The sequence below is a fragment of the Halorubrum sp. Boch-26 genome, assembly GCF_029889805.1.
Lineage (GTDB): Archaea > Halobacteriota > Halobacteria > Halobacteriales > Haloferacaceae > Halorubrum.
The window spans coordinates 1-15,106 of sequence record NZ_JARANT010000030.1 but is presented as its reverse complement, the minus strand read 5'-3'; the positions used below and the strand labels follow the sequence as shown (position 1 = coordinate 15,106).

At 68.0% G+C, this 15,106-nt stretch carries 12 protein-coding genes and 2 pseudogenes; 8 read left to right on the top strand and 6 right to left on the bottom strand.

What is annotated here, in order from left to right:
* Nucleotides 1–49: 49 nt before the first annotated feature.
* The 6 genes and pseudogenes from ggt (at nt 50) to OQF71_RS06315 (ending at nt 6,711) form a co-directional block, all read left to right on the top strand.
* Nucleotides 50–1,708, top strand: a complete 1,659-nt coding sequence (ggt, locus tag OQF71_RS06335) for a gamma-glutamyltransferase (RefSeq protein ID WP_280586556.1) — start codon at nt 50–52, stop codon at nt 1,706–1,708.
* Between the two features lie 301 nt (nt 1,709–2,009).
* Nucleotides 2,010–2,238, top strand: a pseudogene (locus OQF71_RS14610) (transposase); the annotation flags it as partial.
* Between the two features lie 342 nt (nt 2,239–2,580).
* A complete protein-coding gene (locus tag OQF71_RS06330) occupies nt 2,581–3,693 on the top strand; it encodes a branched-chain amino acid ABC transporter permease (RefSeq protein WP_280586555.1) in 1,113 nt (370 codons plus the stop codon).
* A complete protein-coding gene (locus tag OQF71_RS06325) occupies nt 3,690–5,066 on the top strand; it encodes a branched-chain amino acid ABC transporter permease (protein WP_280586554.1) in 1,377 nt (458 codons plus the stop codon). The genes OQF71_RS06330 and OQF71_RS06325 overlap by 4 nt, the downstream gene beginning before the upstream one ends.
* Nucleotides 5,067–5,197: 131 nt before the next feature.
* Nucleotides 5,198–6,010 (top strand): ABC transporter ATP-binding protein, encoded by an 813-nt coding sequence (locus OQF71_RS06320; protein ID WP_280586576.1) that lies wholly within the window; start codon nt 5,198–5,200, stop codon nt 6,008–6,010.
* Nucleotides 6,007–6,711 (top strand): ABC transporter ATP-binding protein, encoded by a 705-nt coding sequence (locus OQF71_RS06315; RefSeq protein ID WP_280586553.1) that lies wholly within the window; start codon nt 6,007–6,009, stop codon nt 6,709–6,711. Before OQF71_RS06320 ends, OQF71_RS06315 begins: the two co-directional genes overlap by 4 nt.
* Before the next feature lie 198 nt (nt 6,712–6,909).
* Here OQF71_RS06315 and OQF71_RS06310 read toward each other — a convergent pair whose 3' ends face one another.
* Nucleotides 6,910–8,295: an ABC transporter substrate-binding protein gene (locus tag OQF71_RS06310; RefSeq protein WP_280586551.1), complete on the bottom strand. Its 1,386-nt coding sequence runs from the start codon at nt 8,293–8,295 to the stop codon at nt 6,910–6,912.
* A 294-nt stretch (nt 8,296–8,589) separates the two neighbouring features.
* Nucleotides 8,590–9,528 carry a lipoyl synthase gene (lipA, locus tag OQF71_RS06305; RefSeq protein WP_280586550.1) on the bottom strand — a complete coding sequence of 313 codons (939 nt, stop codon included), beginning with the start codon at nt 9,526–9,528 and terminating at the stop codon, nt 8,590–8,592.
* A 238-nt stretch (nt 9,529–9,766) separates the two neighbouring features.
* Here lipA and OQF71_RS06300 point away from each other — a divergent pair.
* Nucleotides 9,767–11,266: pseudogene (locus OQF71_RS06300) on the top strand (MATE family efflux transporter).
* A gap of 46 nt (nt 11,267–11,312) precedes the next feature.
* On the opposite strand, the gene OQF71_RS06295 reads toward OQF71_RS06300, so the two are convergent.
* The 3 genes from OQF71_RS06295 to hpt form a co-directional block, all read right to left on the bottom strand.
* Nucleotides 11,313–11,915: a cysteine hydrolase family protein gene (locus OQF71_RS06295; protein ID WP_280586548.1), complete on the bottom strand. Its 603-nt coding sequence runs from the start codon at nt 11,913–11,915 to the stop codon at nt 11,313–11,315.
* Entirely contained in the window at nt 11,908–12,780 is an 873-nt protein-coding gene (locus tag OQF71_RS06290; protein WP_280586546.1) for a YqcI/YcgG family protein, read from the bottom strand. The genes OQF71_RS06295 and OQF71_RS06290 overlap by 8 nt, the downstream gene beginning before the upstream one ends.
* Before the next feature lie 402 nt (nt 12,781–13,182).
* Nucleotides 13,183–13,752 (bottom strand): hypoxanthine/guanine phosphoribosyltransferase, encoded by a 570-nt coding sequence (hpt, locus tag OQF71_RS06285; RefSeq protein WP_280586545.1) that lies wholly within the window; start codon nt 13,750–13,752, stop codon nt 13,183–13,185.
* A 415-nt stretch (nt 13,753–14,167) separates the two neighbouring features.
* On the opposite strand from hpt, the gene OQF71_RS06280 reads away from it, so the two are divergent.
* Nucleotides 14,168–14,845 (top strand): DJ-1/PfpI family protein, encoded by a 678-nt coding sequence (locus OQF71_RS06280; RefSeq protein WP_280586544.1) that lies wholly within the window; start codon nt 14,168–14,170, stop codon nt 14,843–14,845.
* A gap of 70 nt (nt 14,846–14,915) precedes the next feature.
* Here the strand turns inward: OQF71_RS06280 and OQF71_RS06275 are convergent.
* Nucleotides 14,916–15,106, bottom strand: a 191-nt coding sequence (locus OQF71_RS06275; RefSeq protein WP_280586543.1) for a hypothetical protein, incomplete at its 5' end; no start/stop codon positions are given.

Sequence of the window (15,106 nt, the reverse complement as noted above, 5' to 3'; positions counted from 1 at the left end):
CGGATAGATCCGGTCCGGCATTTATACATAGGGGCGTCGGATCGGAGGTATGGAGCCAGACTTGGACCGGTTCACTTCGCGGCGGTCGACGGTGTACGGCCAGCGCGGCGTCGTCGCCACGAGCCAGCCCCTCGCCAGCCAAGCGGGGATCGAGACGCTGCGCGAGGGCGGGAACGCGTTCGACGCGGCCGTGGCGACGGCCGCAGCGCTCAACGTCGTCGAGCCGACCTCCACGGGGCTCGGCGGCGACGTGTTCGCGCTGTACCGCACCGCCGACGGCGGCGTGGGCGCGATGCGCGCCTGCGGGGGCGCCCCCGCAGACGCGACGATCGAGGACGTCCGCGACGCGCTGGCTGAGGACGTCGCCGCCGCCTCCTACTACCCCGACGACGGCGGCTACGCGGTCGACGGTACCGACGAGGCCGGGATGCCGTTCTACGGGCCGCACGCGGTCACCGTCCCGGGCACGGCCCGCGGCTGGGAGGCGACGATCGAGGAGCTCGGTCGGCTCACCCTCGCCGACGCCCTCGCGCCCGCCATCCGGTACGCCACCGAGGGCTACCCGGTCTCGGAGGTCATCGCCTCGTACTGGGCCGGCGCGGAGGAGCTGTTCACCGACGATCACGCCCGGGAGGCGTTCCTGTTCGACGGGGAGGCCCCCGAGGTCGGCGAGACGGTCCGCCTGCCGCGGCTCGGCGAGTCGATGGAGACGATCGCCGAGCGCGGCGCCGACGCGGTGTACGAGGGGGAGATCGCCGAGGCCATCGCCGAGGAAGTGCAGTCGCAGGGCGGGTTCATGACCGTCGACGACCTCGCCGACTTCGAGGTCGAGTGGCCCGATCCCGTCTCGACGACGTACAACGGCGCCGAGGTGTACGAGCTGCCGCCGAACAACCAGGGGCTCATCGCGCTGGAGGCGCTCAACGTCGCGGCCGAACTCGGCGCCGGAGAGCACGGGTACGACACCGCCGAGCGCGTCCACTACTTCGCGGAGGCGATGAAGTTGGCCTTCCACGACGGCCACCGCTACATCACCGATCCCGACTACGAGGAGGTCCCGCCGCTGGGGTCGACCGAGTGGGCGGCGGAGCGCGCGGCCGGCGTCGGGCCGACCGCCGACCACGACGTCTCCTTCGGCGTGCCGGGCGCCAACGCGGAGGACGCCGACACGGTGCTGCTCACTGTCGCCGACGACGAGGGGAACGTCGTCTCCTACATCAACTCGCGGTTCGCCGGCTTCGGCTCCGGGCTCGTCGCGGGCGAGACGGGGATCGCCCTTCAGAACCGCGGCGCGTCGTTCTCGCTCGACCCCGAGCACCCGAACAGTCTCGAACCCGGGAAGCGCCCGTTCCACACGCTGATCCCCGCCGTCGTCAGGCTCGACGAGGACGACTGGGCCGCCTTCGGCGTGATGGGCGGGTACATGCAGCCGCAGGGGCACGTCCAGGTGATCGCGAACGTCGTCGACTACGACATGCCGCTCCAGCGCGCGCTCGACGAGCCGCGGTGGCGGTACCGCGAGAGCGGCGAACTGGGCGTCGAGCCCCACTTCGACGACGGCGTCATCGCGAAGCTCGTGCGGAAAGACCACGACGTCAGGACGCTCTCGCCGGTCCAGTTCGGCGGCGCGCAGATCGTCCGCAACGAGGACGGCGTCCTCTCGGCCGCCACCGAGCCCCGGAAGGACGGCAACGCGCAGGGGTACTGACCGCCGGTCGAGCGGTTCGGATGCGGCGGATCACTCCGATAAAACCGTTCGCGAGCGCCCCGTCGCGGCGGCCGATGTCGCCGGGTCCGCTCGGGCGAGTGTTTCTGAATGTTACGAGGGTGAAATCCCGCTCTTCACAGTAGTTGCCGGACCTGATTGAGGCTCTTCACGCTGGGTGCGTTGGTCAACAGATGGTCCAGACGAGCACGTCTGGTACGCACGAGTTTGGACGTCGATTCGTCGACAGCGAACGCGTACGCGGCTGCATTTCGCCGCCGCTGGGGGATCGAAGCGTCGTATTCGCCGCCGCTGGGGGATCGAAACGTCGTATCGACAGCTCGGCGATTTCCTCCCGGGAACGTCGTCGCCGACGGTCTCGGTGCGACTGTTCTGCTTTCTGTTCGCGGTCTCGTCGTACGATCTGTGGGTGTTAGCCAGCGCCTTAGCCTCGACTGGAACCGTTCCAGAGACACCGCTGTTCTCAAACACGGACCTTCCGTCGATTCGTTCTCTCGACACACTACGACTGAGTTCACACTCGAACCGGACGGGGATGGCCGGTGAGTACGCCCTGTTGCGGAGAGACATCGCTCGGGAACGCCGCTAGCGCGGCGTTCCGTCGCTCTCTCACTGGACCTGTCACAGCGAAGTCCGCTCCGATCGTGAAATGCGCGAACTCAACGGCTCGGTTAGTACGGAACGAGCGATGTGATTCGGCTACAGATGTGATTCGGCTACGACTGTTTAGCGCGGGGGAGATGTCAGAGTCTGTGGACTGTACCTATGTGGACACATATGGCGGCAGTCGGGTGATTCCGGGTAGAAAACGTCTTATAGGTTGATCCATACGCTAAGATGAGGAGTGTTATCACGTGAGTGTCTCTGAAACGTACGTCCGATACCGCCAAACCCTCAGCGAGGAACCGCTCGCCATCGGGGTCCTGCTCGTGGCCCTGTGGATGGCGTGGTCACTCGTCAACGGACTGCTGACCGGAGGGATCCAGGTCAGCAGCCTCGCGTCCCTCGTCTGGGACGGCTTGCTCAGGGGACTGATCATCGGTCTGGCGGGTATCGGGCTCTCGATGACGTACAGTATTCTCAATTTCGCGAACTTCGCGCACGGCGACTACCTCACCAGCGGGGCGTTCGCGGGGATGGCGACCAGCTACCTCGTCGCCGGGATCGGCGAGAACAGCGTCGGCGCGCTCTTACTCGTGGGCGCGGGCGGGTCGGTGTTCGGCGGCGCGCTGGGCATCGGGGTCACGACCGCGCCGATAGCGGTCGTCTTCGGCGCGCTCATCGCGGGGGTCGCGACGATCGCACTGGCGCTACTGATCGACCGGTTCGTCTACCGACCGATCCGCGACGAGAGCGGTATCGCGCTGCTCATCACGAGCATCGGTGTCGCGTTCGCGCTCCGGTACCTGCTCCAGTTCGTCTTCGGGGCCGGCGTTCGGGGAACGACCGCGGCGGGATCGGTTCCGCGCGTGAGCGTTCCGGCCATCGACGGGACGTTCCGGGTGACGGCACACGACATCAGCCTCGTGGTCGTCGCGGGCGGCCTCATGCTCGGCGTCCACCTGTTGCTCCAGCGGACGAAACTCGGGAAGGCGATGCGCGCGATGTCCGACAACGAGGACCTCGCGCGGATCACCGGGATCCCGACCGAGCAGGTCATCCGCACGACGTGGATCGTCGGCGCCGGGCTCACCGGCGTCGCTGGATACATGTTCATCCTCTGGAAGGGAACGCTCGGATTCAACGACGGGTGGCTGCTGCTGTTGCTCGTGTTCGCCGCGGTCATCCTCGGCGGGATCGGGTCGATCTACGGCGCGATCGGCGGCGGGATCGTCATCGGCCTGACGGCCTCCGTCTCGGTGATCTGGATTCCCTCCGAGTTCGGTCGCGCGGCCGCGTTCTTGGTGATGATCGTGATACTACTGTTCAAGCCTGAAGGCATCTTCAGCGGGAGGACGACGGCATGAGCGCCACTGACATCCGCGGGCTGATACAGGGGCTCTTCGAGCGGGACGTGACGCTCGTGCTCGCCGTTCTCGGCACCATTTACCTGTTGTACGTTCTCGCCGGGGTCGCGTTCGGATACGGGCTCCGCGGGCAGCTGAACTCGATCGCGAACCTCACGTTCTACATCGGCGTGTTCGGCATGCTCGCGCTGGCGTTGAATCTCCACTGGGGGTACACCGGGCTGTTCAACATCGGTATCGTCGGCTTCATGGGCATCGGCGTCTACGTGACCGCGCTGGTCTCGAAGCCGCCGGTCGCGCAGGGAGGGGCCGCACAGGTCGGCGGGTTCGGGCTCCCGCTCAGCGTCGGCATCGTGTCCGGCGTCGTCGTCGCGGGGCTGTTCGGGCTTCTGGTCGCGCTGCCCGCGCTCCGCCTCCGGGCGGACTACCTCGCGATCGTCACCGTGGCGTTCTCGGAGATCGTCCGATTCACGATGATGTCCCGGACGTTCCAGACGTTCACGGTACCGGACACCGTCGACCTCTGGCTGTTCACGTTCGATCCGGCCGCCGACACGGTCGGGCTCGGCGGCGGGGGCGGGCTCATTCTGAACTATCCGGATCCGCTCGAAGCGCTGCTTCGGTCCCTGTTCCTCTGGGAACCGTACCTCGGCCTGATCGGATTCGTCGAGCGAAACTACATCCCGAACAACCCGAAGCCGGTGCTCGACGGAGTGCTCTACGGAGTCCTCCTGCTCATCGGCGTCGGGCTGTTTTACCTCCTGCTCTCGCGGACCGGTAAATCGCCGTTCGGGCGCGTCCTGAAGGCGATCCGCGAGGACGAGGACGTCGCGAACGCCTTGGGGAAAGACACCGACCGGTTCAAGCTCACGGCGTTCGTGCTCGGGTCCGCGCTGATGGGACTCGGCGGCATCCTGTGGTACTCGAGCCGCGGGAGCATCACGCCCCCCTCGTTCCGCCCGAACATCACGTTCTTCATCTGGATCGCGCTGATCATCGGCGGTGCCGGGTCGAACACCGGGAGCTTCCTCGGCGGCGCGATCTTCGCCGGGGTGTTGTACGAGGGGCCGCGGTACTTCAAGAACCTCGTCCAGACGGCCTTCGAGCTGGGGGACGCGCCGCGGAACTTCGGCGAGGCGATGGCTGGATTCGCCTCGCTCGATCCGATGCCGTTCGTGCTGTACACGCTCGACAGCATCAGCCAGCTGCGGCTGGTGATCATGGGCGTGGTGCTGATCTGGCTGATGCACAACCGGCCGGAGGGGCTGCTCGGACACCGCAAGGAGACCGCGTCGAGCGTCGACCTCGCGCGGCCGGGGAGCGCCGAGTCGACCGGGAAACCGGCGGCCGCCGACGGGGGTGAGGAGCGATGAGCGAGACCGACGAGTCCGCCGCCGACGGGTCGACGCCGGTCGAGGAAACGGCGACGGGCGCGGAGCCGCCGTCGGCCGAAGACGACGCCGCTGCTGGCGGGTCGTCGCCCGACCCGGACCTGACGGACGTGATGGGAGCCGAAGCCGACACCCCGGCCGGAGACGACGGGGACCGGTACGCGCCCCTGGAAGTCGAGGGGCTCCGGAAGGAGTTCGGCGGGATCGTCGCCGTCGACGAGGTGAGTTTCGACGTCGAGGAGGGGACGCTCACCGGACTTATCGGCCCGAACGGCGCGGGGAAGTCGACGACGTTCAACCTCATCACCGGGATGCTCGACCCCACCGAGGGGACGGTTCGATTCAACGGCGAGGAGATCACCGGGCTCCAGCCCCACGAGATCTCGAACCGGGGGCTCGCGCGGACGTTCCAGATCGCCCGCGAGCTCGAGGAGATGACGGTCCTCGAGAACATGATGCTCGCGCCGAAAGGCCAGATCGGCGAGTCGCTGTGGCGGTCGGTCATGCCTGTCACCCGCGGATCGGTGCGCGAGCAGGAGACCGACCAGCTCGAACGGGTCTGGGAGGTGCTCGACTTCTTCGAGATCGATCACCTCGCACAGGAGTACGCCGGGAACCTCTCCGGCGGCCAGCGGAAGCTGCTGGAGATGGCCCGGGCGCTGCTGACCGACCCCGATATGCTGCTCCTCGACGAGCCGTTCGCGGGCGTCAATCCCTCGTTGGAGAAGCGGCTGATCGAACACATCCACGAACTCCGCGAGCGGGGGTATACGTTCCTCATCGTGGAACACGACATGGACCTCATCATGAACAACTGCGAGCGGGTCATCGTCATGCACCAGGGTCGGATCCTGAAGGACGGAACGCCGGCGGAGATCAAAGAGAGCGAGGAGGTCATCGAGGCGTACCTCGGGGGTGAGGTATGAGCCTCCTCGAGGTCCGTGACTTGGACGCCGGCTACGGCGATCTCCAGATCCTCACCGGCATCGACCTCGACGTCGACGACGAGGAGTACGTCACCATCGTCGGCCCGAACGGGGCCGGTAAGTCGACCGTCATGAAGTCGGTGTTCGGACTGACGACGCACATGGGCGGGACGGTGACGTTCGACGGCGAGGACATCAGCGGCACGAAACCCGAAGACGTGATCCACAAGGGGTTGGGGTACGTGCCGCAGAGCGAGAACGTCTTCGCGGAGCTCGACATCGAGGAGAACCTGGAGATGGGGGCGTACATCCTCGACGAGGTCCCGCAGGAGGAGCTCAGAGCGGTGTACGATCGGTTCCCGATCCTCGAAGAGCGGAAACACCAGCAGGCGGGGACGCTGAGCGGCGGCCAGCGACAGATGCTCGCGATGGGTCGAGCGCTGATGCTCGACCCCGAACTGCTGTTGCTCGACGAGCCCAGCGCCGGACTCGCGCCCGATCTCGTCGACGAGATGTTCGACAAGATCGACGAGATCAACGAGACCGGAACCTCGATCCTGATGGTCGAACAGAACGCCAAGGAGGCGCTCAGACGCTGCGACCGAGGCTACGTGCTCGCGAACGGACAGAACCGATTCGAGGACGAGGAGACCGTGCTGTTGAACGACGAGGAGGTCCGCCGGGAGTTCCTCGGCGGATAGTCGGCGCGTCCGCGCACCGGCGGCCAACGCAGTTGCGGCGCTGCTTTTCGAGAAACGACTTCGAGAGACGAACCGGGGCTCCCCGGAAGCGGCACGGGCCCGTCGAACTCACCGGTGGAAGACCGCACCGCTACTCGGTCGGGCCGCGCGAAAAATACGGAGTGGTCGAACCGCCCGCTTCGGGTCGCCTCCGACGCGTCAGTTCCCGCTCGAAAGGGCCTGCTCGACGACGTTGGAGTACGACGACTCGCCGATGTTGAAGCTGATCTGGTCGTACACCTCGCCGTCGAACGTGTCCTCGAATACGTTGCTGAACCGCTCGGAGAGCTGCTGACCGTAGTCGTTGTTGACGTACAGCGTCGCGGCGGTCGAGGCGCCGAGCCGCTCGGAGGCGACCTGCGCCATGACCCGGCCCTGGAGCTGGTCGCTCGGGGCGGTCCGGAAGATGTAGTCGTCGTCATCGAGGTTCGTCACCGACAGCGCGGTGCTGGACGGCGAGCAGCCGACGACCTCGTTCGGGATGAGCGTCTCCTGACAGACGGGGACGTTCACGCCGGAGGAGGCCGTCCCGCACACCGCGGGAACCCCCGAGCTGACGAGGGACTCGGCGCCGCTGACCCCCTGGTCGGGCGAGGTGTTCGTGTCCTCGAACTGGGCGTCCACCGTCAGGTCGAGGTCGGAGTCGTTGATCTGCTGGGCCGGGATCTCCGCGGCGCGGATCATCGGCTGGCCCGTCGACGCCAAGTCACCGGTCTCGGGCAGCAGGATTCCGACGCTCACCTCGCGCCCGAGTCCGCCGGGCGACGAGTCGGCCGAGGGGCCGGCGCCGTCGGGGTTCTCCCCCTCGAAGCTCTGCGTCTCTTGCACGTCGACCGAGTCGGCTGACTGTCCGGCGAACTCCCAGATGGAGTAGGCCGCGGACGCGGGGTCGCCGTTCTGGTCGAAGTTGACGGCGCTCGATGCGCCCTGGTAGTTGATGTTCTCGCCGTTTGCGGCCGCCTCGACGGCGTCGAGGAACTCGCCCGGCCCGTACGCGGTGCCGTCCGGGTTCGCGATCCGCCGGAGCTGGTCGCGGATCGCCGTCCCGCTGTTCTCGCCCGCCGCGACGTTCGCGAGTATCAGCGCGGCCGCGGAGTCGTACGACTGCGAGGTGAACACGCCCGGCGTCTCGTCATAGGCGTCTTGGTACAGTCCCTCGAACGCCTCCTGGTTCGGGCCTCCCGCCGCCGGCGCGGTCCCGGTGACGTTGGCCATCTCGTTGCCGACCTGTCCGGGTAAGGAGGGGTCCTGAAGCCCGTCGGGGATGAGGATGTCCTCCGATCCGTCGGACGCGGCGTAGTAGTCGCGGAACAGCTGGATCCCGCTCTCCGGGTACCCGATAACGGTGAGTAGGTCGGGCGCGCCGCCACCGCTGCCGCCGTCGCCGCCGTCGCCGCCGTCGCCGCCGTCGCCGCCGTCGCTGCCGTCGCTGCCGTCGCTGCCGTCGCCGCCGTCGCCGCCGTCGCCCGAACAGCCCGCGAGACCGATTGCGCCAGCGACACCGACAGTCTTCAACACGTCACGCCGTCTCTTGTGGTATGACATATCCACTCATATAGAGTCCACTTTGATAAGTATATCCCTGTCAACTCCTCCACAATTCCTGTCAATAGCACTGATATAAGGTGTATTATTTCCGTCGGGACACGAGGTGCCGTCTCGGGGCATTCGTTCCGGTTCCCGGACATAACCGTCGCGCCCGTCTCGGTGGCACCGAATGGTCAGAGACGGGGGAGATTCTCGTCGCTCGACCGGCGAACGGAGCGACGGGGAACGACCGCCCGTTCGAGGGGCGGCTCGTCGGACGGGGCCTCTCCGTGTCTGACGGGCCCCTCTCCGTCAGTCACCGCCCGCGGCCCGCGCGTGGCGCCGGGCGTCCTCGGGCGAGCGTCCCTCGCGAAGCAGCGCCTCGACGAACAGTTCGCCGGCCTTGTACGACGAGCGCACCATCGGTCCCGAGGCGCAGTAGAGAAAGTCGAACTCCCCCTCGGCGACCGCGCGCCACGTCTCGAAGGCGTCGGGGTGGACGTAGTCGAACACGTCGAGATGCGAGCGCGACGGCTGGAGGTACTGCCCGAAGGTGACGACGTCGACGCCGACCTCGCGGAGGTCGCCGAGGGTCCGGTACACCTCGTGGTCGTACTCGCCGACGCCGAGCATGAGGCTCGTCTTGGTGTGGACCTCGGACTCGCGGTCGACGCGGTCGAGCACCGCGAGCGACTGCTCGTAGTCGGCGCGGCGGTCGCGCACGGGCCACTGGAGCCGCTCGACCGTCTCGACGTTGTGAGCGATCACGTCCGGTCCCGCGTCGATAATCCGGTCTATCGCCTCGGGATCGCCCCCGAAGTCGGGGATCAGCGTCTCGACGAGGACCTCCGGGTCGCGCCGCTTGATCTCGCGGATCGTCTCGGCGAAGTGCGCGGAGCCGCCGTCCGCGAGGTCGTCGCGGTCGACGGAGGTCAAGACGACGTAGTCGAGCCCGATCTCGGTCACCGCCTCGGCGACGTTCTTCGGCTCGTCGGGGTCGAGCGGCTCCATCCCGCCGGTCGCGACGTCACAGAAGTTACAGCCGCGCGAGCAGCGGTCGCCCATGAGCATGAACGTCGCGGTACCGGGGCCGTCCCGGCCCGACCAGCACTCGCCCATGTTCGGGCAGTTGGCCTCCTCGCAGACGGTGTGGAGGTCGCGCTCGCGGAGGCGCTCTTTGATCTCCGTGAACCGGGAGCCGGACGGGGGACGGGACTTCAACCAGTCCGGCTTCCGACGGCCGCGTTGCATACCCGAACTACGGAGGCCGCGTGCAAAAACGTGAGGATCACGCGCGTGAATCACCGCGAGGACCGCGGGAATTTCAGTACCGTCCGAAGACCGCGGGAATTTCAGTACCGTCCGAAGACCGCGGGAATGTCAGTACCGTCCGAAGACCGCGGGAATGTCAGTACCGTCTGGCGGCGAAACCGTATCCTATCCGACATCACTAACGTTTTATTATCGCGACCAGATACGAAACTATTCGATGTTCGACGTCGACCGCGAGACGATAACCGACGGGCCGGTCAGCAGGGTGCTCCTGCTGCTCGCGGCCCCGCTCGTGGCGCAGAACTTCGTGTACGTCGCGAACTCCCTCGTCGACACGTTCTGGCTCGGGCGGGTGAGCGAGGACGCGGTCGCGGCGGTCGGACTCAGCCTCCCGATCCAGTCGTTACTCGGCGCGGTCGTCGTCGTCGCCGCGGTCGGGACGCAGCTCCTCGTCGCGCAGCGGGCGGGCGACGAGGACGACGCGGGCGCCCGCCGAGTCGGGGTCAACGGCGGCCTCGTCGCCCTCGCGGTCACCGCCTCCGTCGCGGTTCCCGTGGCCGTTCACGCCGAGGGCCTGGTCCGCTTCCTCGGGGCGGACCGCGCGCTCGCCGGCACCACGGCCACGTACCTCGCGATCGTCGTCGCCGTCCTCCCCGTTGGCGCGGTCGGCGACACCGTCGAGAACTGCTTCACCGCCTGCGGCGACACGCGGGCCGTCCTCCACGTGAGCGTCGCGAGCGTGCTCGTCAACCTTGTCGCGGCGCCCGTGCTGATATTCGGATTCGGCCCAGCCCCGGCGCTCGGCGTCGCCGGCGCGGCCCTCGGGACGGCGCTCGCGAGCGTCGTCGGACTCGGTCACGCCCTCGCGTACGCTGCGGGGATCGGCCGGGACACGTTCCGGCTCACCCGCGACGCGTTCGTCGTCGACGCCGGCGACCTCCGCGAGGTCGTCGCGATCGGGCTCCCGCTCGGCGGCCAACGGGGCGTCAGCGAACTGGTCCGCGTGCTCGTCGTGAGCCTCGTGGCGATCGCCGGGGGCGCGGCCGGGGTGGCGGCGTACACGGTCGGTGCGCGCGTCGCGACCCTCGCGATCGTCCCCGCGCTCGGGGTCCAGCAGGCGGCCCAGTCGATGATCGGCCAGAACCTCGGCGCGGACGCCCCCCGGCGCGCCCGGCGCACGACGGCTGCCGGCACCGGGATAGTCGTCGCCGGGTTCCTCGCGCTCGGCGCCGTCCAGTTCCTGTTCGCCGGCGGGATCGTCGACCTGCTCGCGCCCGACCTCACGCCGACGGGGCGGTCGTTCGCGGCGTTGTACCTTCGGATCCTCGCCGTCTCGTATCCGGCACTCGGGGGCACGTACACCCTGTTGGCCGGGTTCAACGGCGCCTCGCGCACGCGGACTTCCTTCGTCGCGGACCTGTTCAAGTACTGAGGGATCCGATTTCCGATCGCGGTCGCCGCGGTCCCCGCGACGGCGACGTTCGGAGCGTTCGGGGTCGCCGTCGCGCCGGGGCTCGGGTGGGGGGTAGAGGCCGTGTTCTGGGCGGTCGCCGTCTCGAACGTCGTCGGCTTTCTCGGACTCGGCGCGTACTTCGCGTACACGACCCGACGGGGGATGTTCGCGAACGCCGCCGAGCGCGTGGGATCCTCGGAGGACGAGACGAGCGACGGCGGCAAGGGAGGCGGGAGCGCCGCGCAGTCCGCGGACAACGACTGAGGGGGGTCGCCTCGACGCGGGCTGCGAGGTGCGACCCGCTCGGCGCCTACCGGAGATCGTCGGCCTCGACGACGGTCGCGAACTCGCCGTCGAGGTGCGCGAGCGCGACGCGGTGAGACGTGTCGGCGTCGATCGCCTCGCCGTCGTACCCCTCGCGCGTGTGAGTCGCGGTCGCGTCGGCGACGACGGTGACGTCGTAGCCGCGGTTCTCGGCCGCGCGGGCCGTCGTCGAGACGCAGTGGTCGGTCGTGAGTCCGCAGACGACGAGCGACTCGCGGCCCGCCTCGCGGAGCCACTCGTCGAGCCCCGAGTCGAGGAGGGCGCCGTTGACCGACTTCTCGAAGGTCGGCTCCTCCGCAGCGGGCGCCGTCTCCGGCTTCCACGCGAACCCGGGCGCGTCGGGGCGCAGCGGGGAGTCCGGCTCCGTCGAGGCGTGTCGCACGTGCGCGACCGGGCGACCGAGGGCGCGCCACCGGTCGAGGAGGGCGGCGGCGACCGTTTCCGCGTCGGGGTTGTTGCGCTCGCCCCACCCCGGCTCGTCGAAGCCGGTCTGGAAGTCGATCAGGAGGAGGACCGCGTCGTCGGGGAGTGGGAGGCCGTCGCTCGAGCGGGACGAGTCCGCGTCGCTCCCGGACGATCGCTCAGTCATCGCCGGCCTCCGAGGTCACCGCGGGCGATTCGCCGGCGGGCGTCGACCGGTCAGCGAACCGGCGCCACGCGCCCGGTTCGATCAGCGATTCGGGCGCCTTCGGGTGTTCCCGCGTCGGGCGCAGGGGACATGCGTCGGGGCTCGCGTCGCCGTCCTCGCGGAAGAGGTACTGCGTCCACTCGCGGTCGCCCTCGACGCCCCAGTCGCCGAGGTCGGCGTGGGGACAGACGCCGTCGTACTCGCCCATGCGGTCGCGGATGGTCTCGCGGGCGCGCTCGCCGGCCTCGGTGTCGGCGGTGAGCCCCTCGAAGACGGCCCGTGGCTGGACGGTGACCTCTAGCCCGACGGGGGAGTACCGGCTCTTCCGGTCGTCGTAGAAGGGCGCCCGCGAGGTGGGGAACAGCGGCTCGCCGCCGAAGCAGAACTCCCAGCGCGGCGTGTCCGGATCGGTGGGGATGTCTTCGGGCCACGGCGCCGGGTCGTGGACGTGGAGGAACTCCAACACGTGCCACAGCCGCTCGTGGTAGTGGGCCTCGCCCGGGTCGCCCTCGGGCGGCCTGAAGAACACCGCGAGCGGCGCGCGGTCGGCGTGGTCTTCGTAGGTGTCGAGGTACTCCAGAAGCACGTCGCGAAAGCGGAGGAGTGCGGCGGGGTCGGTCGTCGACTCGCAGGCGGCGTACAAGAGGTCCCCCTCGCGCTCGACCTCGATGCCGAAGTAGCAGGGGAACGGCGACCCGTCGCGCTCGCCGAGCATCGATTCGCGGAACGTCCGGTAATGCTCGCGCAGCCAGTCGGAGGCGTCGTCGAGCCGATCGTGGAGCGTCTCTTGGTCCAACAGTACGCCCTCGGTGCCGGGCTCGTTCATACCCGTCCCAAGAGAGAAGCGGTCTTTTGGCTTTCGCCGGCTTCGGCGCGGTGGGAACGGTTCAGCGGCGCGATGTTACCCGACCGGTGCGGTGGCGCGTGCCGACGAGCGGCCGGAGGCCGCGAGTAGCGAGGGACCGAAGTCCTTCTGACAGCCGGCGCGTGGCGACGGCGATCGCACGCGCGAGGGACGCCGCGAACGCCCGGTAGTGATCGTCATAACTTTCAAAAGGATAAGAAGCGGTCAACCCACGCTCTTGCAAAGCTGAGCCGGTGAGCATACTTATGAAAAATGTCACAGATCAGCGTTCGGTACGTTTCTACATCGGATGCATCAAGTGGCGACAGATCGCGTTTTACACTCTTCCAGATCTGTTCGATTGGATTGAGATCTGGTGAATTATCAGTCGTCGCCCTGCGCGTCGACGATCACGACCTCGCCGTCATCGACGGTGACGTTGATCAGCGTCTTCACGTTGTAGTCGGTCTGGTCGAGCTCGTTGTCGCCGGCCTTCTTGATCACGGCGACGACGTCGACGACCTCGGCGCCGACCTCGTTCGTCAGCGCGTCGAGGATCGCTTTCATCGTGCCGCCCGTCGAGAGCACGTCGTCGAGCACGAGCACGCGGTCGCCCTCCTCGACGTCGTTGATGTACATCTCCGACTCGGAGTAGCCCGTCTCCTGGAACAGCGGGACCTCGCCGTCGAGGCCGTACTGGCGCTTTCGGATGACGACGAGCGGAATGTCGGTCATCAGCGAGAGCGCGGTGGAGATGTGGATCCCCATCGCCGCGGGGGTGACGATCTTGTCGACGTTCTCCAGCTCAGCCTTCCGGATGATCCGGATGACAATCTCCCGGAGCAGCTCCGGTTCGAGCATGGGGACGCCGTCGCTGATCGGGTGGACGAAGTACTGGTACTCGCCTTTCTCGATGATTGGCGCGTCGAGGAGCGACTGCCGCAACTGGTCCATGTCGTCGGTACTCGGGCGGATTAATAAAGCGTGGCGGTTGCGTCGCTCGATGCGGGCCGATACCACGCAGCGGTCGGATGCGTGTGCTGTCGTGCCTCGTCTCGAAACGACAAGAGGTCGGGTGCGGCTACCGCCGAAACGCCTACCCTTCGTTTATAAATAGTCGATTGCGGATGGACAGAAAACCCTTCAAAGCCCCAGCCGCTCGGCGACACGTGTCCGACTACGCTCCGGTGACCACCTCACGCCTCCCCAGCCTCGCGGTTCGCGCTCTTCGAGCGCTCACCGCGTCCAGCGAGAATCGGAGACACGCGCCGGCGCAGTCCGTCCAACCCGTTATAAACCCCGCGTCCACCCGGCGTCGCTGCCGGGCGCGGGCGCCTTTTATATCGTGGTCGTGAATGGGGAGCTACACATGAGTAACGCGCTGTTCGTCGTGAGCGAAGAGGGGTACTGGGCCGAGGAGTGCATCGAACCGCTGACGACGCTCGAAGCGGAGGGCGTCGACGTGACGATCGCGACGCCGTCGGGATCGCCGCCGGTCGTCGACGAGCGGTCGCTCGACCCGGAGGCCGCGGGCGGCGAGGAGCGCGTCGCGGAGCTCCGCGAGGTCGACGAGGAGCACCCGGGGCTGAACGATCCGGAACCGATCGCGACCGTGGAGGCCGACGGTTACGACGCGGTCGTCTTCCCCGGCGGCCACGGCACCGTCTGGGACGTGAACCAAGACCGGCACGCGCGCCAGCTCCTGCTCGACGCGGTCGCCGGCGGCGAGGGCGTCGCGCTCGTCGTCTGCCACGCGGTCGGCATCTTGGCGTTCACCCGCGAGGCCGACGGGACGCCCCTCGTGGAGGGTCGCTCCGTCACCGGCTTCCCGAACGGCTGGGAGGACGGCATCGTCGACGACGAGGACCTGATGCCGGACGGCCGAAAGCTCCCGTACTGGGTGGAAGACGAGGTCGTCCTCGCCGGCGCCGACTGGGACGCCGAGCTCGACGCCGACACCAGCGTCACGGTCGACGGCGACCTGATCACCGCGCGCGGCCCGGGGTCGTCCGCAGCCGCGGCGGCGACGCTGCTGGACGAGCTGTAGGCGAGTCTCGAACGCGGCTGTAAGTCGGACGAAGGCGGGCGCTCGAACCGCATTCCCGCTCGTCTCGCCCCTATTCTCGCCCGTAGACCAGCGACGAGCGGAGCACGATCCCCGACGTGACGCCGCCGACGGCGGCCGGAATCGCCGACCTGAGGATCCCCTGATCGAACGAGACCGCGCCGACGATCACCCCGATCACGACCCAGACGGCGACGTTCGACGGGACGATGAGCCGCGGATCGTCGGCGAGCGGATCCGGGA